At 64.4% G+C, this 20651-nt stretch carries 8 protein-coding genes; 6 read left to right on the forward strand and 2 right to left on the reverse strand.

The window, feature by feature from the left end; translation table 11 throughout:
- Positions 1-178: 178 nt before the first annotated feature.
- From E4631_RS04790 to E4631_RS04815, 6 genes are all read left to right on the forward strand, one after another.
- On the forward strand, positions 179-1267 hold the full coding sequence (locus E4631_RS04790; protein WP_133659779.1) for a glycoside hydrolase family protein: 1089 nt from the start codon (positions 179-181) through the stop codon (positions 1265-1267).
- A gap of 147 nt (positions 1268-1414) precedes the next feature.
- The gene (locus E4631_RS04795; RefSeq protein ID WP_133659778.1) at positions 1415-4630 is read left to right on the forward strand and encodes a TonB-dependent receptor; all 3216 of its coding nucleotides are present in this window, start codon (positions 1415-1417) and stop codon (positions 4628-4630) included.
- 40 nt (positions 4631-4670) lie between these two features.
- Positions 4671-6176: a RagB/SusD family nutrient uptake outer membrane protein gene (locus tag E4631_RS04800; RefSeq protein ID WP_133659777.1), complete on the forward strand. Its 1506-nt coding sequence runs from the start codon at positions 4671-4673 to the stop codon at positions 6174-6176.
- Positions 6177-6332: 156 nt separating this feature from the next.
- Complete coding sequence (locus E4631_RS04805) at positions 6333-9332, forward strand: sugar-binding domain-containing protein (RefSeq protein ID WP_133659776.1); 3000 nt, start codon at positions 6333-6335, stop codon at positions 9330-9332.
- Positions 9333-9344: 12 nt separating this feature from the next.
- On the forward strand, positions 9345-12776 hold the full coding sequence (locus E4631_RS04810; RefSeq protein ID WP_205704201.1) for a DUF4450 domain-containing protein: 3432 nt from the start codon (positions 9345-9347) through the stop codon (positions 12774-12776).
- A gap of 136 nt (positions 12777-12912) precedes the next feature.
- The gene (locus tag E4631_RS04815) at positions 12913-15060 is read left to right on the forward strand and encodes a hypothetical protein (RefSeq protein ID WP_240734665.1); all 2148 of its coding nucleotides are present in this window, start codon (positions 12913-12915) and stop codon (positions 15058-15060) included.
- A 156-nt stretch (positions 15061-15216) separates the two neighbouring features.
- Here the strand turns inward: E4631_RS04815 and E4631_RS04820 are convergent, their stop codons facing one another.
- Complete coding sequence (locus tag E4631_RS04820; protein ID WP_133659773.1) at positions 15217-18129, reverse strand: glycoside hydrolase family 2 TIM barrel-domain containing protein; 2913 nt, start codon at positions 18127-18129, stop codon at positions 15217-15219.
- A gap of 109 nt (positions 18130-18238) precedes the next feature.
- Entirely contained in the window at positions 18239-20629 is a 2391-nt protein-coding gene (gene pbpC / locus E4631_RS04825; RefSeq protein ID WP_133659772.1) for a penicillin-binding protein 1C, read from the reverse strand.
- Between the last annotated feature and the right edge of the window lie 22 nt (positions 20630-20651).

Consider the following 20651-nt stretch of genomic DNA (forward strand, 5'->3'; position numbering starts at 1 on the left):
AGCCGGACGATTACTAATAAGCATTGAAAAGTCGCGCTGCCGTGGCTCCCCCTCTCTGAAGGAGAGGGGGCCGGGGGGTGAGGCGAACGTTAGAACGACGGCCGCCCACCCGCACAGTGCAGGAGAGTGAGGGGGGTAGGGGCGGCCCACTTTTGCGGCTGACTCAGCGCCCTACCCCATGCCCACCCGCCGCACCTTTCTCACCGGCTTGCTCTTGGCCCCGCTGGCCCAGGCGTGGGCGGCCAGCGGCGCGGGCCAGCGCCTCATTGCCACCTATCCGCGGCGCGACTTTGCCCGCATCAGCCGGCACCTGCGGCCGGTGGGGCGGGTGCTGGAGCTGCCGGGCTACTACGTGTGGTGCAACTCGCCCATTTATGGGCCCGATGGCCGGGTGCACGTGTTCTTCTCGCGCTGGGACGCTAAGAAGGGCATGGGCGGCTGGCTCAACGGCTCCGAAATCGTGCACGCCGTGGCCGCCCGGCCCGAGGGCCCCTACGCGGTGCGCGAAACCGTGCTGGCCCCGCGTGGCCCCGGCCACTGGGATGCTACTACCTGCCACAACCCCAGCATTCAGCTGGTAGACGGGCTGTACTGCCTGTTTTTCATGGGCAACGCCAACGGCAAAACCGACACCAAGCGCATCGGTCTGGCCACCGCGCCTACCCTCGACGGCCCCTGGACGCGCCCCAACCAGCCCCTGCTGTTGCCCGGCCCCGCCGGCGCCTGGGACGACCACTGCACCACCAACCCCGCCTTCGTGCGCCACCCCAGCGGCCAATACTGGCTCTACTACAAGTCGTGGAACACGGCCGAGTACGAGGCTGCCCAGGGCCAGCCCATTCGGGGCAACCGCAAGTATGGGCTGGCTGTGGCCGACCACCTGCAGGGGCCCTACGTGAAGTACGCCGGCAACCCGGTCATCGACTTCTCGGGCCAGGGCCAGAACCGGCAGTTTGAGGATGCCTTCGTGTGGCGGCAGCACGGCCGGTTCAAGCTGCTGGCGCGCGACATGGGCGTGTACAGCCAGGACGTGGGCCTGTACCTCGAATCGGCGGACGGCAAGGCGTGGACATTTCCCAAAATTGCCTTCCTACCCCTGCGCGACTACGGCGTGGTGCAGCCGCCCGCCCCCGCCGGCCTCAAGCGCTACGGCCGGCTGGAGCGGCCCCAGCTTTTGCTGCGCGATGGCCGGCCTGAGTACCTGTTTTGTGCGTCGCAGGGTGGGGCGGCCGGCACGGCCTCCGCGTTCGTGCTGCGGGTGGGCTGAGGCTGGGCCGTAAAGAAAGCTTAGCCAGTAGTCTACAGGAGAGTGTCGGGAAATTAACCGCCTACTATTGAGTAAAATCTGAGTGATTCAGGACCCACTCACTGCTATTCTACGCCTGCTTTCGCTTTTTATTCCCACCCTACCCCCATGAAAAAACGCTACGCCTGGCCTACCCGCCGCGTGCTGCTTTGCTGCCTGCCCGCCCTGCTGGCGGGGGCGGCCCCTGCGGCCGTGCTGGCCCACGCCGCCCACCCGCGCGCCGTGGCCGAATGGCCGCTCACAGGCCGCATTACCTCGCCCACCGGCGAGGGCCTGCCCGGTGTTACGGTGGTGCTCAAAGGCACCACGCAGGGCACCACGTCGGGGCCCGACGGTGGCTTTTCGCTGGCCGTGCCCCAAACGGCGGGTACGTTGGTTTTTAGCTTTATCGGCTACCAAACGCAGGAACGGAAGTTCAGCGGCCCCGAGAAAATCAGCATCAAGCTGGTGGATGATACCAAGAGCCTCGACGACGTGGTGGTGGTGGGCTATGGCACCCAAAAGCGCGCCGACGTGACGGGCGCCATCGCCACCTTCGACGCCCGCAAGCTCGAAGAGCGGCCCATTACCCGCGTCGACCAGGCGCTGGTGGGCCAGCTGGCGGGCGTGCAGGTCAAGCAAACGTCGGGTGTGCCGGGCCGGCCCTTCAGCATTCAGGTGCGCGGGGCGGGCTCCATCTCGGCCGGCAACGAGCCGCTGTACGTCATTGACGGCTTCCCGCTGGAAAGCGTGGCCGCCAGCGGCAACGGCCGCTTCGGGGCCGGCAACCCGCTCGACAACATCAACCCCAACGACATTGACAAGATTGAGGTGCTGAAGGACGCCGCCGCCGCCGCCATCTACGGCTCGCGGGCGGCCAACGGGGTAGTGATTATCACCACCAAGCGCGGGCGCCTCGGCAAGCCCCAGATTAGCGTGAACATGTACGCCGGTGGCTCGCGGGCGGCCAAAAAGCTCGACCTGCTCAACGGCGACGAGTGGGCCGCTAAAGCCACCGAGATTATCAACAACAACTGGGTGAAATCGGCGGCGGGCCGCACTGCCGACCAAACCACCGCCCAGCGCCGCGCCCTGCTGGGCCTCACGGGCAACAACGTGAACCCCGACCTGATGCTCGACGACCGCTGGGCCCTGCCCGGCCACCCCGGCTTGCAGTACATCGACTGGCAGGACCAGCTCTACCGCACCGGCCTCAGCCAGAACTACCAGGTGAGTGCCGCCGGGGCTACCGACAACGTAAACTACTATGTGTCGGGCAACTACAACGACCAGCAGGGCTTTGCCAAGGGCCTTGACTACAAGCGCTACACCGCCCGCGCCAACGTGGAAGTGAAGGCCAGCGACAAGCTGCGCTTTGGCCTGACGCTGACCCCGACCTACTCCATCTCGACAGACCCCGGCATCGAGGGCAAGGACAACCGCTTTCACCAGCTGCTGGCCGAAACCCCGGTTGCGGAGGATACGGCCGGCGTGAACACGGGCTACGGCAAAAACGACCCCTACCGCTGGGGCGTGAGCACGGCCAGCCCCATTGCCGTCATCAACAACTTCATCGGCGACACGCGCACGTTCCGGACCCTGGGCACCGTGTTTGCCGAGCTGCAGCCAATCGTCGGCCTGCGCCTGCGCTCGACCCTCAACTTCGACAACTACGACGTGACGTCGAAGTCGTACCAGCCGCCAACCCGCGCCCTGGCCACTTCGCTGGCCTCGGGCTCGTATAGCGCCTACCGCCGCCAAACCTTCGTGAACGAGAACACGGCCACCTACAGCCGGGTGTTTGGCAAGAGCGACTTTTCGGCGCTGGTGGGCTACTCCTACAACTTTGCCAAGCTCGACAACGTGGCCCTGGCCTCGTCGGGTGGCTTCATCAACAATACGGTGACGACGCTGAATGCGGCCACCAACATTTCGGGCACGGGTAGCAACTTCACCACCGAGACCCAGAGCGTGCTACTCTCGTACTTTGGCCGCTTGCAGTACGCCTACGATGGCAAATATTTGCTCTCGGCCAGCGTGCGGCGCGATGCCTCTTCGCGCTTCGGCTTCGAAGACCGGGCGGGTATTTTCCCGGCCGCCTCGGTGGGCTGGCGCATCTCGCAAGAGTCGTTCTTGCAGCCCGTTACTTTTCTGAGCGACTTGAAGCTGCGCGCCAGCCTGGGCTACTCCGGCAACAACACCATCGGCGACTACAGCAGCATTTCGACGCTGGGCTTTGCCAACTACGCCTTCGGGGGCACCTCGGGCGTGCAGGTAACCGGCCAGGCGCCCAATAAGGTGGGCAACTCGCTGCTGAAGTGGGAGCGCAACCGCACCGTGGACTTCGGGGTGGACGTGGCTTTCTTGCGGAACCGTATCATCGCCTCGGCCGACTACTACACCAAAACCAGCCAGGACCTGCTGCTGAACGTGCCCGTGCCCACGGCCGCCGGCTTCGGCACCAACCTGGTGAACATCGGCGAAGTGCGCAACAAGGGCTGGGAGTTGGAACTGACCACCCGCAACCTGGAGGGCGCGCTCTCCTGGAGCACCTCCTTCAACCTGAGCCACAACGAGAACGTGATAGTGCACCTGGGCCCCGGCGATGCCACCATTGAGGTGCCCAACGGCCTCGACACGCCCAGCAACATCCTGAAGGTGGGCCTACCCATCTATAGCATCTTCGTGGTGAAGCAAACGGGTATTCTTAGCCAGGCTGATATCGATGGCAAGGCGGCCTTGTTTGGCGCCGAAACGGCCGGCGACGCCAAGTACGAGGACTTCAATGGCGACGGCAAAATTGACAGCAACGACCGCCAGGTGGTGGGCAACCCCAACCCCACCTATACCTACGGCATGACCAACACGCTTCGCTACAAGGGCTTCGACCTGAGCTTCCTCATTCAGGGCCAAAGCGGGGGCTCCATCTACTCGACCCTGGGTAGGGCCATCGACCGCACCAGCGTGGGCTACAAAGAGAATGCCCTGGGCCGCGTGCGCGACCGCTGGTTCTCAGCCGACAACCCCGGCGCGGGCGTGAAGGGTAAGGCCACGGGCAGCTTCGGCTTCATCCGCAACACCGACTGGCTGTACTCGTCGGACTACTACCGGGTGCGCACCATCACGGTGGGCTACGACCTGGGTTTGGTTATCAAGAAGAGCATTGCCCAGGGCGCCCGCGTGTATGTGACGGCCGAAAACTGGTTCGGCCACGACAGCTACTACGGCGGCCTCAACCCCGACGCTGTCAACACCAGCAACACCGGCACCTTCGTGTCGGGCTCGGACTACGGCGGGCTGCCGCTGGCCAAAACGCTCGTGCTGGGCCTCAACCTCACTTTCTAGGCGCGGGCAATTTCGCTCCCTACCCCCCTCCCGAATTCCCATGAAACGTCTCTTCTTCCTCTTAACCCTGGCCGGCGGGCTGGCCCTGGGCGGCTGCGAAAAGGACCTGGACCAAACGCCGATTTCGAACGGCTCGGTGCCAGATTTCTACAAGACGGCCGCCGACTTTGACCAGGCCATGACGGCCGTGTACAGCCAGCTGCGCGGCTACCCCGACCGCGAGGTTATCCTCTCGGAGCTGCGCTCGGATAACATCTACGGTATCAGCGCCATCGGCTCGCGCGACTGGGACCCCATCAACAACTTCTCGGCCTCGCTGCTGCCCATCAACCCCTACGTGTCCGACGCCTGGGCCTCGGACTACTCGGCCATTTTTCGGGCCAATACCTTGCTCGACCAGTTGGCCGCCAACGGCGCGGTGGCCGGCTCGCTGCGGGCCCGCTACGAGGGCGAGGCCAAGTTTATCCGGGCCTTTATGTACTTCGATTTGGTGCGCAAGTTTGGCAAGGTGCCCGTCATTGACAAGTCGCTCCTGCCGCAGGACGTGAGCACGATTCCGCGCAGCGACGTGCCGGCCGTGTATGCGCTCATCATTTCCGACCTGCAAACGGCCATTGCCAACCTGCCGGTGTCGTACACGGGCAATAACATTGGCCGGGCCACGGCGGGCGCCGCCAAGGGCATTTTGGCGCAGGTGTACCTCACCCGCTCGGGCCCCACCTACGGCATCAACGGCCCCGGCCTGGCCAGCAACGAGTACGACAAGGCAGCGGTGCTGCTCGACGATATTATTGCCGCCCGCGGCACGGCCCGCTACGCCCTGCAACCCACCTACGCCGGCATCTTTTCGCCCACCGCCGAGAATAATTCGGAGGTGCTGTTTGATATTCAATACATTGCCAACGGCTCGGTGGGCGGCTCATTTCCCAACGTGGTGGTACCCGATGGCTACTACGGCCTGCTGGGCCTCACCTTCACGGCCGGCTCGGTCGAAATCAAGCCCTGCTCCAATGACTTGGTGAATACGTCCTACGCCGCCACCGACCTGCGCAAGACCTTCAACATCCAGACCGGCTACACTTACCAGAATATTACGGACGTGCGGCCCTTCTGCAAAAAGTATGTGAACGTGGCCGCCAAGGGCGTGAGCCGCACCGACTGGGGCATCAACTACATCGCGCTGCGCTACGCCGATATCCTCATGATGAAGGCCGAATGCCTGGTGCGGGGGGTAGGCGGCACCGCCACCGATGCCGCCACGCTGCTCACGCCCATCCGCACCCGCGCCGGCCAGCCGGCCCTCACCACCCTCACCCTGGAAAGCCTGATGGAGGAGCGCCGCCGCGAGTTTGCCGGCGAAAACCTGCGCTGGAACGACCTCATGCGCTCGGGCCTGGCCCTGACCGTGATGAACGCCTGGGTGCCCAAGGACGACGTGAACAACAAAATCACCCGCCCCATCACCAGCAACCTGCTGCTCTATCCCGTGCCGCAGGTCGAGCTCAGCTCGGCCCCCGGCCTCTACGACCAGAACCCCGGCTACTAACCTGGTATTTCCCGGCGCCCTGCTACAAGCCCGGCCTTTGTAGAAGATACTTCTGCGAAGGCCGGGCTTGTGCGTGGCCGCCGGGCGCCACAGTACAGGAGAGTAAGCGCGGGCGAGCGCGTTTTCTTCGTCTATCCTTTTCCCACCCTACCCCCTATGCTGAGCCCAAGTTCTTGCCAGTGGCGCTGTTCGGTGTGGTGGCTGTGCCTGCTGTGGCTGGGCAGCCTGGCTACCCCCGCGCTGGCCGCCGGCCGCACCACCTACAACTTTAACCCCGGCTGGCGCGTGCTGGTGGGTGACCCCGCCGAGGCCGCTACCTCCACCTTTGACGACAAAGGCTGGAAAGCCGTGACGCTGCCCTACGCCTGGAACGAGGACGAGGCGTTTAGCAAAGACATCAAGGACCTGAGCACCGGCGTGGCCTGGTACCGCAAGCACTTCCGGCTGCCGGCCGGGGCGGCGGGGCAGCGGGTGGTTATCGAGTTTGAGGGCGTGCGGCTAGCGGGCGAGTTTTACCTGAACGGCCATGCCTTGGGCCGCCACGAAAACGGCGTGATGGCCGTGGGCTACGACCTCACGCCCTTTTTGCAGCCCGCAGGTCAGGACAACGTGCTGGCCGTGTGCACCGACAACGACTGGGATTACAAGGAGAAAGCCACCGGCCAGGCCTACCAGTGGAGCAACCGCAACTTCAACGCCAACTACGGCGGCATTCCCAAAAACGTGCGCCTGCACCTAATGGACTCCCTGCACCAGACGCTGCCGCTGTTTTCGGCGCTGGGTACCACGGGCGTGTACGTCTACGCCCAGGGCTTCGACGTGGCGGCCGGCCGGGCCACGGTGGTGGCCGAAGCGCAGGTGAAAAACGAGGGGGTAGGGCCCCGCACCTTTCGCTTCGAAGCCACGGTGGCCGACAACGAAGGTAAAATTATCGGCACGCTGCGCGGCGGCGAAACCTCCCTACCCCCCGGCCAAACTGCCACCGTGCGCGCCCGCGCCCCGCTGGCGGGCCTGCACTTCTGGAGCTGGGGCTACGGCTATTTATACACGGTTTCTACTCGATTAGTAATTGACAATAAGGTAGTTGATGAAGTTAAAACCCGCACTGGCTTTCGTAAAACGGAGTTTGCCGGCGGCCTCATCCGGCTGAACGACCGGGTGATGCAGGTGCACGGCTACGCCCAGCGCACCAGCAACGAGTGGCCCGCCGTAGGCCTGGGTGTGCCCGCCTGGCTGAGCGACTACAGCAACGGCCTGATGGTGAGCGGCAACGCCAACCTGGTGCGCTGGATGCACGTCACGCCCTGGAAGCAGGACATCGAGTCGTGCGATAGGGTAGGGCTGCCGCAGGCTATGCCCGCCGGCGACGCCGAAAAAGACGTGGCCGACCGCCGCTGGGGCCAGCGCTTGGAACTCATGCGCGACGCTATCATTTACAACCGCAATAACCCCAGCATCCTGTTTTACGAGTGCGGCAACGAGAGCATCAGCGCCGCCCACATGCAGGAATTGAAGGACATTCGGGACCAGTACGACCCGCACGGGGGTAGGGCCATCGGCTCGCGCGAGATGCTGGATATTGCGCAGGCGGAGTACGGCGGCGAGATGCTCTACATCAACAAAAGCGCCGGTAAGCCGCTGTGGGCCATGGAGTACTCGCGCGACGAGGCCCTGCGCAAATACTGGGACGAACTGACGCCGCCCTACCATAAAGATGGCGCCGGCCCGCCCTACAAAGGTGCCAGCGCGGCCGAGTACAACCGCAACCAGGACTCGCAGGCCCGCGAGGACGTCATGCGCTGGTACGACTACTGGCACGAGCGGCCTGGCACCGGCACCCGCAGCAGCGCGGGCGGCGTCAACATCGTGTTTTCGGACACCAACACGCACTACCGGGGCGAAGAAAACTACCGCCGCAGCGGCGAAGTCGATGCCCTGCGCATCGCCAAAGACGGCTTTTTTGCTCACCAAGTAATGTGGGACGGCTGGGTCGAGCCGGAGCACTCGCGCACGCACATTATCGGCCATTGGAACTACGCGGCGGGGGTAGTGAAGAACGTGGACGTGGTGTCGAACGGCGAAAAAGTCAAGCTGTTTCTCAACGGCAAGTCGCTGGGTTTCGGGCAGCAGAGCCACCGGTTCCTGTTCACTTTCAAGGATGTGGCCTGGCAGCCTGGCACGCTGCGCGCCGTGAGCTATGATGCGGCTGGCAAATCCGTGAGCGAAGCCGAGCACCAGACCGCCGGTCCCGCCGTGTCCCTGCGCCTCACCCCGATGACCGGCCCCGCCGGCCTGCACGCCGACGGCGCCGACCTCGCCCTGGTGCAAGTGGAAGCCGTGGACGCCCAGGGTCACCGCTGCCCCACGGCGCTCAACCTGGTCAGCTTTAGTCTGAGTGGTCCAGCCGAGTGGCGCGGCGGCCTCGCCCAAGGCCCCGGCAACTACGTCTTATCCAAGGCTTTGCCTGTAGAAGGGGGCGCGAATCGGGTGCTCATCCGCACCACCACGCAGGCCGGGACCATTGGCCTCACGGCCACTGCCGACGGGTTGAAGCCGGCGGCAATTAAATTAAAATCGCAGCCGGTGCTGGTGCAGCACGGCCTGGCTACCCAGCTGCCGGGCGCCGACCTGCCGGCGCGGCTGGACCGCGGCCCTACCCCGGCGGGGCCGTCGTACGTGGTGTCGCGGGTGGCGGTGCCGATTGTCGCCGTCACGGCTAGCTCCAACGCGGCCAACGCGGCTTTTAGCTTCGACGACAACGAGTTATCGGAGTGGATTTCGGGTCGCCGGGACGCCCAGCCCTGGATTGAGTACGCGCTGGCCCGGCCCGCTGCCATCAGTCAGGTGGCCTTGAAGCTGACCGGCTGGCGCACCAGCACCTACCCGCTACGCATTTTGGTGGATGGCCAGGAGGTGTTCCGGGGTACCAGCGAGCGCAGCCTGGGGTATTTCACGGCCGTTTTTCCGGCGCGCACCGGCCAGCGGCTGCGCATCGAGCTGGCCGGCAAGACCCAGGCCAAGGACGCCTTCAATATCATGGAGCTGGAAACCCCGAAGGTGCCCACCGCCGCCACCGACCAGCCCGGCCCGCCCGGTACGCTTGGTTTGGTCGAAGTGGAGGTATATGAAAAGCCGGCCGCCGCACCCACCCCGTAGCCTATGCACTTGATGATGAAATATTTCGGCGTGCTGCTGGCTTGGCTGCTGCTGAGGGAAGTAGGGCAGGCGAAGCCCGCGCCTACCCCCCCGTTGTGGCACAACCAACCACGCACGCTGCGCTACCGTCCCGAGGGCACTGATTTTGTCATCGCCAACGGTACGCACCGCTTCAACCGTGCCCTGTACGGCACCCACACCGCCTTCCGCGTCGAGGCCGGCGACCTGCCCGAGTTTGCTCTCTATCTGCCCGGTATGGGCGGCAACCTGAAATTCGGCCTGCTGGCCAACGGCCAGAGCAAGTGGTTGATACAGGCCGAGAATATCACGGCCCGCTACCGGCCGGGCCTGATGCTGTACGATATCACCGACCCGCTGCTAGGCCCCGGCCGGCTGCACCTCGAAGTGCAGGCCCTAGCCGATGCCGAAGGGGTAGTAATTAAGGTGCAGGTTGAAAACGTACCGGCCAAAAACGTGCAGTTGCTGTGGGCCTTCGGCGGCGCGTCGGGCAAGAAATTCAGCCGCGACGGCGACCTCGGCGCTGACCCCGAATCGAGCTTTTACCTGAAGCCGGAATATTGCCAGGGCAATGTTTTTACGCTGGCCGGCAGCACGTTCAGTTTGTTGTACGGGGTAGGGGATAAGCCGCCCAAAGTGGCGCCGCCCACTCCGCTCGCGCCCAAGGTTTTGGCTGGGGTAGGGCCGCCCGCGGCTAAACTCCGCTTGGCCGATGCTGCGCAGCAGGCGTCGCCGGCGCAGCTGCTGGCGTCGGCGGCCACCTCGGCCGCGCCGGTGGTGGTGGGGGTAGGGCCGGTGCGCGCTGGCGAGGCGCTGTACTTCGCGGTGCAGAAGCCGGAGGGAGCTAAAATTTTAATCTATAAGGAATTGCCGGCCGCATTTACCCGTGCCGAGGTGGCCCGCGCGGCGCTGGCGGCCCGGGTGGTAATCAGCACGCCCGACCCCTACCTGAACACGCTGGGCGGGGCCCTGGCGGTGGCCGCCGATGCCATTTGGGAGGCGCCCTCATACCTGCACGGCGCGGTGGCCTGGCGCATCCGCCTCAACGGCTGGCGCGGCCCCTACGCCGCCGACCCGCTGGGCTGGAGCGACCGCGCCGCGCTGCATTTTCGCAGCTACGCGCAGTCGCAGCTCACCGCCCCCGCCAGCGGCCCGGTAGTGCCCGATACGGCCCGGCACCTGGCCCGGCAGCTGGAGCAGCTGGGCACGGCGGTGTTCAGCAGCGGCTACATCAGCCGCAATCCTGGCGGCGATTTTCGGCCTCACCACTACGATATGAACCTGGTGTTCATCGACGCGCTGCTGCGCCACCTGCGCTGGACCGGCGACCTGGCTTTCGGGCGCGAGATGTGGCCGGTTATACAGCGCCACCTGGCCTGGGAGAAGCGCAATTTTGACCCCGACGGCGACGGCCTTTACGATGCCTACGCCGCCATTTGGGCCAGCGACGCGCTGCAATACAGCGGCGGCGCCGTGACCCACACGTCGGCCTATAATTACTTCGCCAACCAACAAGCCGCTGAGCTGGCCGCGCTGCTCGGGGCCGACCCCGCGCCCTATCGCCAAGAGGCCGCCCGCATTCACCGGGCCCTGCAAAGCCGGCTTTGGCTGCCCGCGCTGGGCTGGTACGCCGAGTATCAGGATAGATTGGGGCGGAAGGCCTTGCACCCCAGCGCCGGCCTCTGGACCATCTACCACGCCCTCGATTCGGCGGTGCCCGATGCCTTCCAGGCCTACCAGGCCACGCGCTACGTCGATACCGAGATTCCGCACATTCCGGTGCGGGCCGCCGGGCTGCCCGATGCGGGCTACTACCTGCTTTCGACCACCAACTGGCAACCCTACGACTGGTCGCTGAACAACGTGGTGCTGGCTGAAAACCTGCACATGACGCTGGGCTACTGGCAAGCCGGCCGCCGCGACGATGCCTTTTTACTCTGGAAAAGCGCCTTGCTCGAAAGCATGTACCTGGGCAGCAGCCCCGGCAATTTCCAGCAGATTTCGTTCTACGACGCCAACCGCGGCGAGCTATACCGCGACTTTGCCGACCCCATCGGCGTGGCCGCCCGCTCGCTGGTCGAGGGCCTGTTTGGCCTGCGCCCCGACGCCCTGCACGACACCCTGCGCGTGCGCCCCGGCCTACCCACCGCCTGGGACTCAGCCTCCCTGAAAGTGCCCGATATTACGTTTCGCTACCGCCGCCAGGGCCCGCGCGAAACGTACACCGTGGCCCAGCGGCTCCCGAAACTGCTGGCGCTCCAGCTGCAAGTACCCGCCCTGGCCGACCACGTTGTTTCGGTGACGGTGAACGGCCGGCCCGCCCGCTGGCGCACGGTGGCCGCCGCCGTGGGGCGGCCGCTTATCGAAGTCAGCAGCGCGCCTACCCCCCGCTACGTGGTCGAAGTGGCGTGGCAGGGCGCCGCGCCCGACGCCGCGCCGGCCGGGCAAATGCTGGCGATGGGCGCAGCCTTCACGGCCGCGTTTACTCACGCCCGCATCGGCGCTATTGCGAACCCGCAGCAGGTGCTTCGCCAGCCGCAAGTCAGCGGCTCCACCCTCACGGCGCAGGTGGCCGGAGTGGCCGGCGGGCGCACGGCTTTCGCGCAGCTGAAACAAGGGGAATTGACGTGGTGGGAACCGCTGAAAACCACGGTTCAAAAACCCCTAATGCCCGCCGCTCAAGCTGCTTCAGCCACGCCTACCACTTGGGAAACCATTGACCTCAGCGCTGCTTATAATGACCGGGTGACGCAGATTTTCCAGCATAACTACCTCGCGCCCCGCGCCGAAACGGCTACGCTGGAGCTGCCCACCCAGGGCATCGGCAACTGGTGCTACCCCCTCATTCAGGCCAACATTGACGACAGCGGCCTGCGCCAACTGGCGGGCGGACAGAACGAAATCCGGCTGCCGAATGGGGTTCCTTTGCGCACGCCGGGGTGGGTAGGGGCGAAGAATATCCTGTTCGTGTCGCAGTGGGATAATTATCCGCGCCAGGCCACCGTGCCGCTGCGCGGCCGCGCCGCCCGCGCCGTGCTGCTGCTGGCCGGTAGCACCAGCGCCATGCAAAGCCAATTTGTTAACGGGGAAGTAGTAATCGCCTACGCCGATGGCACTACCGCCACGCTGCTCCTGCGCAACCCCGACACCTGGTGGCCCATCGAGCAGGACTACGCGGAGGACGGCTTTGCCTTTCAAATTGGAGCCCCCAAGCCCTACCGCGTCCACCTCAAAACCGGCCTCATCACCAAGGATTTCAGCCAGTACACCAGTATTAAAGGCTACAGTACCCGCGCCATTGATGGCGGCGCGGCCACGGTGCTGGAGCTGCCGCTCGACCCCGGCAAGCAACTCAAAAGCCTCACCGTAAAGGCCCTGGCTAATGATGTAGTTATTGGTCTAATGAGCGTGACGCTAGGGCGGTGAACCCAAGCGGGAGAACCTCACCCCCCAGCCCCCTCTCCAAAAAAGAGGGGGAGCCAGCCGATTATAGAAGTAATCGCTTGATTTTATGAAAAATTATTCTTCAACCATAAAAATGACGTCCGGCTCCCCCTCTTTTTTGGAGAGGGGACTGGGGGGTGAGGCGACCCGGCTGGGCTTCTTACTACTTACTGCCCTACCCCTCGCCGCGCAGCCCACGCCCATTGACCGGCAGGCGGTAGTGGAGCGCCACAAAGTGCACGTCACGAATACCGACTCACTCAACTCGCTCACCGTGGGTAACGGCCGGTTCGCCTTCACCGCCGATGTGACGGGCCTGCAAACCTTCCCGCTGCACTACGAAAAGGGCCTACCCCTCGGCACCGAGTCGGAGTGGGGCTGGCACCGTTTTTCCAATAAGGAGGGCTACAAATTTGACCAAAGCCTGCGCACCTACACCCTCAACGGCCGACCGGTCAGCTACTCGGTGCAGGTGAAAACGCCCGGTAACAAAGAGGCCGTGGACTACTTCCGCGCCAACCCGCATCGCTTGCAGCTGGGCAACCTGGGCTTCGTGATTGTGAAGAAAAACGGCCAGCCGGCTATCATTCAGGATATTAAAGATATTCATCAGGAGCTGAACCCGTGGACGGGCGAAATCCGGAGCCACTTCGCTATGGAGGGGGTAGGGGTGGACGTGCTCACCGTGGGCCACCAAACGCAGGATGCCGTGGCCGTGCGCGTGGAGTCGGCGCTGCTGAAAACGGGCCGGCTGCGCGTGGCGCTGCGCTTTCCGTTTCCGACCGCCGCCTGGGCCGATATGGGCACCGATTATTCGCACAACGAGGCGCATAAATCGGTCCTTGCCGCGCAGCAGGCCGGCCGCGCCTTGCTCACACACCAGCTCGACACCACGCGCTATTTTGTGGCCCTGGCGTGGTCGGCCCCGGCAAAGCTGGCCCCCGGCCGGCCCCACGAATTCGTGCTCACGCCCGGCCGCGTCAGCGCTGTGCTGGAGGTGAGTGCTCAGTTTGCGCCCCACAAAATAATCGCCGCCGCGCCCACCTTCGCCGCCACCCGCGCCAATAGCCGGCAGCAGTGGCTGGCCTTCTGGCGTAGCGGCGGTGCAGTCGATTTTGGCGGTAATACCGACCCGCGCGCCGCCGAGCTGGAGCGCCGCGTGGTGCTGTCGCAATATCTGACGCGCATGCACAATGCCGGCTCGCAGCCGCCGCAAGAGACTGGCCTGCTGCTCAATAGCTGGTACGGCCGGCCGCACCTCGAAATGCACTGGTGGCACGCGGCGCACTTCGCGCTCTGGGGCCGGCCCGAAATTCTGGAAAAAAGCCTGACTTGGTACGCCCGCCCCGACGTGCAGGCCGAGGCCCGCGCCATTGCCCAGCGGCAGGGCTACGCCGGCTGGCGCTGGCAGAAAATGACCGACCCCTGGGGTGCCGAGGGCCCGTCGTCGGTGGGCGCGTTTCTCATCTGGCAGCAGCCGCACACTATCTATTTTGCCGAAGAAGCCTACCGCGCCCACCCCAATGCGGCTACGCTCAAGCTGTATCAGGAACGGGTGAGCCAGACGGCCGAATTCATCGCTTCTTACCCCTTCTTTGAGAAAGAAAAAGGTCGCTATATCCTGGGTAAGGGCGTGATTCCGGCGCAGGAGCGCTTCAAGGCGGAGGATACATTTAACCCCACCTTCGAGCTGGTGTACTGGCATTGGGCTCTCGAAACCGCCCAAAAGTGGCACGAGCGTCAGGGCCAGCCCCGCAATGCCCAGTGGGACAATGTGCTGGCCAAACTCGCCAAACTCCCCGAAGCCAACGGCGTGTACCTGGCCGCCGAAAGCGCGCCCGATTCCTACTCCAACCCCGAATACCTGACCGACCACCCCGCCGTGCTGGGGGCCCTGGGCTTCCTGCCCGCCACCGGCCAGCAGGACCTGGCCACTATGCGCCGCACCTTCGACCTCATCTGGCAAGACTGGAGCTGGGACAAAACCTGGGGCTGGGATTTCCCCCTCACCGCCATGACCGCCACCCGCCTCGGCCTGCCCGAAAAGGCCGTGGACGCGCTGCTCATGCCGGTGCGCACCAACACCTACCTGCCCAACGGCCACAACTACCAGGAAGGCCGCCTACCCCTCTACCTGCCCGGCAACGGCGGCCTGCTCGCGGCCGTGGCACTCATGTGCGCCGGTTACGACGGCTGCCAGGAAGAAAACCCCGGCATACCCAAAAGCTGGCATGTGCGCTGGGAAGGCCTGCAAAAAATGCCGTAAAGGCAGGTTTTTTCTACTATTGTCATGCTCATCTGGCGTCCGCTTGTCGAAGCATCTCTACCGCTGCGTTGCATTCGTCTTGATTACTTACGCGGTAGAGATGCTTCAACAAGCGGACGCCAGATGAGCATGACGGATGATAGCAATAGGAGACTACTAGAACAGGTCGTTCTTGGCCGGCACCACATAGGGTTGAGGCTTGCCGGTGGTTTTGGCGATGCCGAAGTAGAAGTAGAGCGTGCGCCGCACCGGGCCGCCGAGGTGGTTGGCCTCGCTCAGTGGGCCCAGGTTTTTGGTGTTGTTATCGAGGTTGAGGGCCAGCTTGGTGCCGATGGGCGGAATGGTGTCGAGAAACGACAAATTGCCCGGTGGCAGGGCTGGCGCGGACATTGGCCCCGACAAGCCGTAGAAATCAAACAACCTTACGAACAGTTCCTTATCGGGGCTGGCGACCAGGAATTTGCCCTCCACGGTGTTCATTTCCAGCCATGCCACGTCGGCGAAGTAGCCTTTGAACTCGGGGTAGAGCCAGGGGGCGGCGCCGGTTTGGGTGTTGTTGTAGGGATTTTCCCACACGTTGAGGGTGGGACCGGCGAGGCGGTTTTTCCACACGCGGTAGGGACCCTTGCCCAGCCACTTGGCGCTGAGGACGTAGTTTTCGGGGTAGGTAAATGTGAGGCCGGCGGCGGGGTAGTCGCCCTTGGGCAGGTCGTAGGCGTAGTCGAGACGCAGCCAGCCGTCGGGGCTCATCGCCCAGCGCACGCTGCTGAGGGCGCCCTGGTAGCGCACCTCCACCACTTCGCTACCCCCCTCGGCATGGTGCGCCAAGCCCTGAAACGGCGCCGCCGCGCCCACCAGCACCGGCCCGCCGCCAAAGCTGAGCTTGTCGCCGTTGTTACCTTTTATTTGCCCAATGCGACCGGTCAGCTTACTGAACGTGACCGTAATGTTGCTGGCTTGCAGCGTCAGCAGGCTGTCGGTTTCCGTCACGGCCACGGGGGGGAGGGCGGGCGTGGCCAGCTGTTTGGCTGCTTGCTGGCTGGCGAGGGGGGTAGGGGCGGGTAGCACGTCGCGCAGCAGGGCGAGGTTGGCGCCGGTTGGCCAGGTCCATTGCAGCACCAGGTTCTTCTGTGGGTCGTAGGCCGAGAGCACGATGGCATCGTAGCGCTGCCAGTCAGTGGGTAGCTTAAGGTCGAGCTGGCCGGTGGCGAGCGGGGCCACGCTGGGGCTGGTGATGCGGCTCTTTTTCAGCGTAGTATAGCCCGCGAAAACTTCGCCCGGCCGGCGGAAATTCACCAGCTCCCACTGAAAAAAGCACTGGCTAAGGTTAGTGAAATGGTAGCGGTTCTCGACCGGTACGCGGCCCTTGAACTTGGCCGGCAGCTCCTTTAAGTCAATATGAATGGGCGAAAAAATTTCCCGAATGGCGAAGAAGCTGCCCTCCTTTTCGCGGTGCGGGCCCAGCACGCCGTCGGGCGCATTCACGCCGTTCACGTCGATGATATTGCGCTGGTCGGTGCGCACGATGCCCTCATCCATCAGCGCCCACAGGAAGCCGCCGCCCGAGCGTGGGGCGTGCCAGTGCAGGTCCCAAAGGTCGGCCAGGGCCGCGCCGCCGCCGCCATCGTCCTGCGAGTGCAGGAACTCGGTGGGCATGTAGATGAGCGAGTCGGCGAGTATCTGCTTGGTACTGTAGTAGTTCTCGTAGTGGTTGCAGTCGATGCCGCTGTGCGCGTTGCCCGGCCGGTGGTGGGGGTGAATGACGGGCCGGTTCGACAAGTCGTAGCGCGCAAACTCGGCGTCGAGCGCCGGGTTGGTGCCGCCCTCGTTGCCATTGTCCCAGAAAATAATGCTCGGGTGGTTCGCGTCCTTGCGCACCATTTCGCGCACCAGCGGCCGGCCGGCGGCGGTGCTATAGGCCTTCTGCCAGCCCGCCAGCTCGTCGAGCACGTACAGCCCCAGCGAGTCGCAGAGGTGCAGAAACTGTGCGTCGGGCGGGTAGTGCGACATCCGCACCGCATTCATATTCATCTCTTTGATGAGCTCTACGTCCAGCAGCTGAATAGAATCGTTGAGCGTGCGCCCTGTTTCGGGCCAGAAGCTGTGGCGGTTGGTGCCCTTCATTTTTATCTGCGTGCCGTTCACAAAAATGCCCTTGCCGCGCCGCACCTCAATGGTGCGGAAGCCGAAGGTTTCGGTGGTCTGGTACAGCGGCTGGCCGGCGGCCCGCAGCGTGAAGCGGGCGCGGTAGAGGCGCGGCGTCTCGGCCGTCCAGGTTAGGGGGGTAGGGACCTGGGTGCGCAGCTGCACCACGGTATCGGTGGTGGCGGCGCGGCCGGTGGCGGTGCCCACCACTTTGCCCGCCGCGTCGAATATTTCGACCTTAACGTCAGTGGCTTGCGTGAGGCCGCGCAGGCCAATATTCGCAGTGAAAGCGCCGCTGGCTTTGGCATCAATGGCGGTGTAGGGGATGAACGACTTGGGCGTAGCTTCCAGGTACACCGGCCGGAACAGGCCGCCGAATATCCAATAGTCGGCCAGCCGCTCGGCGTTGTTCACCGAGGCATCGGCCGACATCTTGCTCACCGTCACCTCCAATTGATTGGGCGCGTCGAACTTCAGTAGCGGGCTGATATCATACTTAAACCGGTAGAATGCACCCTGGTGGGTAGGGCCTGCCAATTGGCCGTTCACGCGCACCTCGGCGTCGGTCATGGCGCCTTCAAACACGATTTGCACCGTTTTATCACGCCAGCCGGCCGGCACCGAAAAGCTGTATTTGTACTTGCCCTGCTCGTCGGCAAAGCGAAAATTCTTACCGTAGGTCTTGTAGTCGCGCCCGTAGTTGTAGGAACCAAATCCCTGCTGCTCCCAGCACGAAGGCACCTGAATAGTCGTCCAATAGCCGCTCTTGCGGCCCCCGGTGCAGTAAAAATCCCAGGCCACGGTGTGCGTATTGTCGCGGCCCGAGAGGTACTGCACCTGCTTTTGGGGAGCGGGCTGGGCGGGGGCCAGCCAAGGCAGCAGCAAACTCAACAGGCAAAAAACGGCGAGGGCAAAGGCACGCATGGGCGGGAATGGCAAGGGGAAAGGCAGCGAACTACCGCCAAGTTCAGGGGGGTAGGGGCGGGCCGCGTCCTGTAGTTTCCTGCTTGGCGAGGGGGGTAAGGCGATGCCGCTACAGCTCGCGCACCAGCACGCGCACGTTCACGGTGCGGCCGTGGTCGTCGGCGCAGGATATTTTGACCTCGCCCGGCTGGGGCCGAAAAAACACCCGCGCCGTGGCCGGGGCGGCTTGCAGAAACCGGTCGTTCACGTACCAGTACACCTGGTGCACTTCGCCGGCCGCCGCGCAGCTGAGCAGCAATTGTGGCTTTTCGGCGGCGTTGAGCACATATTCGGCGTGGGCGGCGGGCGAGGTGATGGCCAGTAGCGGCGCGGCTTCCGGCCCGGTGGTGCCGGCCGCCTCGGCGCCGCGCACCAGGCGGCACGCTGGATTGTGGGGGGGTAGGCGGCGCGTGGGCAGCCCCTGGCTTTCGCGGAAAGCTAGCACCTCGGGCCGCACATTCGGGAACAGCGTGCGGCGGTAGCCGCTGGCCGGCGCGCAGGCCCGGCAGTAGCTGTAGCGGCCATCGGCCGAGGTCAGCACCTCCTGCTGGTGCTGGCAGCGCTGGCCACCCGACACGCCGGGCAGGTAATAATCGAGCAGCTGGGTGGGGCAATTATCGCCGGGTACCAGGCCGGTTTCGGCGCAAACCAGCCGAAAATCGAGGCTGGCCGACGGGGCAAACCAATCGCCCGCGCCGTTGTAGGCCAGGGCGTTAAATAAATCAAACAGCAGCGGCGAGGCCACGTCGGCCCCCGTCAGCGCCGGGCTGCCCTGCCCACTGAAATTCCCCACCCATACCCCAATGGTGTACTGGCGGTTGTAGCCCAGGCTCCAGGCGTCGCGGCGGCCGTAGCTGGTGCCGGTTTTCCAGGCAATGCGCGGCAGGTGGCGGCCGGCGGCGGCATCAATTGGCAGGTCGGGCCGGGTGCGTTGGGCCAGGATGTCGGTGAGCAGGTAGGCGGACGCTTCGCTAAGTAAGAATTTGGAATTAATAATTAAAGATTGCCGGGTGGGTTTCGCTGCTGTCCCTTTCTTCGCCGCAGTCGGGTCAATTTTTAATTCCTCATTTATAATTTTTAATTTCTGCCACCTACCCCCATTCGCCAGCGCCGAATACAGGCCCGTTAACTCCTCGAGCGTGGCGCCGCAGCCGCCGAGTATGGTGCTCAGGCCCAGCCGGGGCGCGTCGCGCGCCACCTGCCGGAAGCCCGCTTTTCGCAGCGTGCCAGTGAGCTTCTCCACGCCCACCTCGGCCAGCACCCGCACCGCCGGAATGTTGAGCGAGTAGGTGAGGGCCCGCTCCATCGTCACCTCGCCCTGGCAGTGCTTGTCGAAGTTTTCGGGCCGGAAACCCTGGAAGTTGGTAGGCACGTCGGGTAGCACGGTTTTGGGCGTCAGCAGGCCGCGGTCGAAGGCCAGGCCGTAGAGCAGCGGCTTGAGCGTAGAGCCCGGCGAGCGCACCGCCCGCACGCCATCAACCTGCCCCAGGGTGCTATTATCTTGAAAATCGACCGAGCCCACGTAGGCTTCCACGGCGTGGGTTTGGTTGTTCACGACCAACACGGCGGCCTGCGAAATGCCCAGCGTAGCCAGCCGGCGCACATAGTTGCGGGCCAGGTTTTCGGCCTTGGCCTGGGTGGCGGGCCGCAGCGTGCTGCGCACGAGGGCCGCGCCCGGCTGGCTTTGCACCAGCCGCCGGGCCAGGTGCGGGGCCAGGGTAGGGGCCGGGTGGCGCCGGGCGTCGAGTGGTTCCAGCAGCGCATCGGCAATATCCTGGGCCGGAAAGAGCTTTTGGCGCCCAAAATACCGTAGCCAGCGGTTGCGCTCGCGCACAATCTGCGCGTTATCCCGGCCCAGCACCAGCCCGGCCGGCCGGTTCGGAATAATAGCCAGCGTCACGGTTTGGGCCAGCGAGAGGTAGTCGGGTGGCTGCTGGAAATACAGCAGCGCCGCCGACTTTACGCCCTCAATATTGGAGCCGTAGGGCACCAGGTTGAGGTATAATTGCAAAATTTCCGCCTTGCTAAAATGGGCCTCCAGCTGCCCGGCGCGCAGTATTTCGAGCAGTTTATTGCGGAAGGTTCGCTCTTTGGGCTCCAGCAGCCGCGCCACCTGCATGGTAATGGTGCTGGCACCCGTGGTGCGGCCGTGGCCCAGCAGGTTGCGCCCCGCTGCCTGCACAATAGCCACCGGGTTCACCCCCAAATGGTAGCGGAAATACCGGTCTTCCTTCGCAATAATGGCCGCTTGCAGCGCCGGCGTAATCTCGGGCAGCTCGGTTTTCATTCGCCACTTTTGGGTGGGGTTGAGGTAAGCGTGCAGCACGGTGCCATCCTGGGCCAGCACCAGCGGCGAGTACTGCGGCGGGGGGGGTAGGGGCCAGCAGCGGTCGGCCAAAAAAGCGAGCACCAGCAGCGCGGCCAGCCCAAGGGCGATGCGAAAAAGCGGGCGGTGGCGCATGGAGCGAATGTAGCGCGAACTT

Origin of the sequence: Hymenobacter sp. UV11 (genome assembly GCF_004684095.1) — a bacterium.
Classification (GTDB): domain Bacteria; phylum Bacteroidota; class Bacteroidia; order Cytophagales; family Hymenobacteraceae; genus Hymenobacter.

Excerpts from the sequence above, each read along its gene's own strand:
- E4631_RS04790 (WP_133659779.1), top strand. The coding sequence starts at position 179 with ATGCCCACCCGCCGCACCTTTCTCACCGGCTTGCTCTTGGCCCCGCTG.
- E4631_RS04795 (WP_133659778.1), top strand. The coding sequence starts at position 1,415 with ATGAAAAAACGCTACGCCTGGCCTACCCGCCGCGTGCTGCTTTGCTGC.
- E4631_RS04800 (WP_133659777.1), top strand. The coding sequence starts at position 4,671 with ATGAAACGTCTCTTCTTCCTCTTAACCCTGGCCGGCGGGCTGGCCCTG.
- E4631_RS04805 (WP_133659776.1), top strand. The coding sequence starts at position 6,333 with ATGCTGAGCCCAAGTTCTTGCCAGTGGCGCTGTTCGGTGTGGTGGCTG.
- E4631_RS04810 (WP_205704201.1), top strand. The coding sequence starts at position 9,345 with ATGATGAAATATTTCGGCGTGCTGCTGGCTTGGCTGCTGCTGAGGGAA.
- E4631_RS04820 (WP_133659773.1), bottom strand. The coding sequence starts at position 18,129 with ATGCGTGCCTTTGCCCTCGCCGTTTTTTGCCTGTTGAGTTTGCTGCTG.
- pbpC (WP_133659772.1), bottom strand. The coding sequence starts at position 20,629 with ATGCGCCACCGCCCGCTTTTTCGCATCGCCCTTGGGCTGGCCGCGCTG.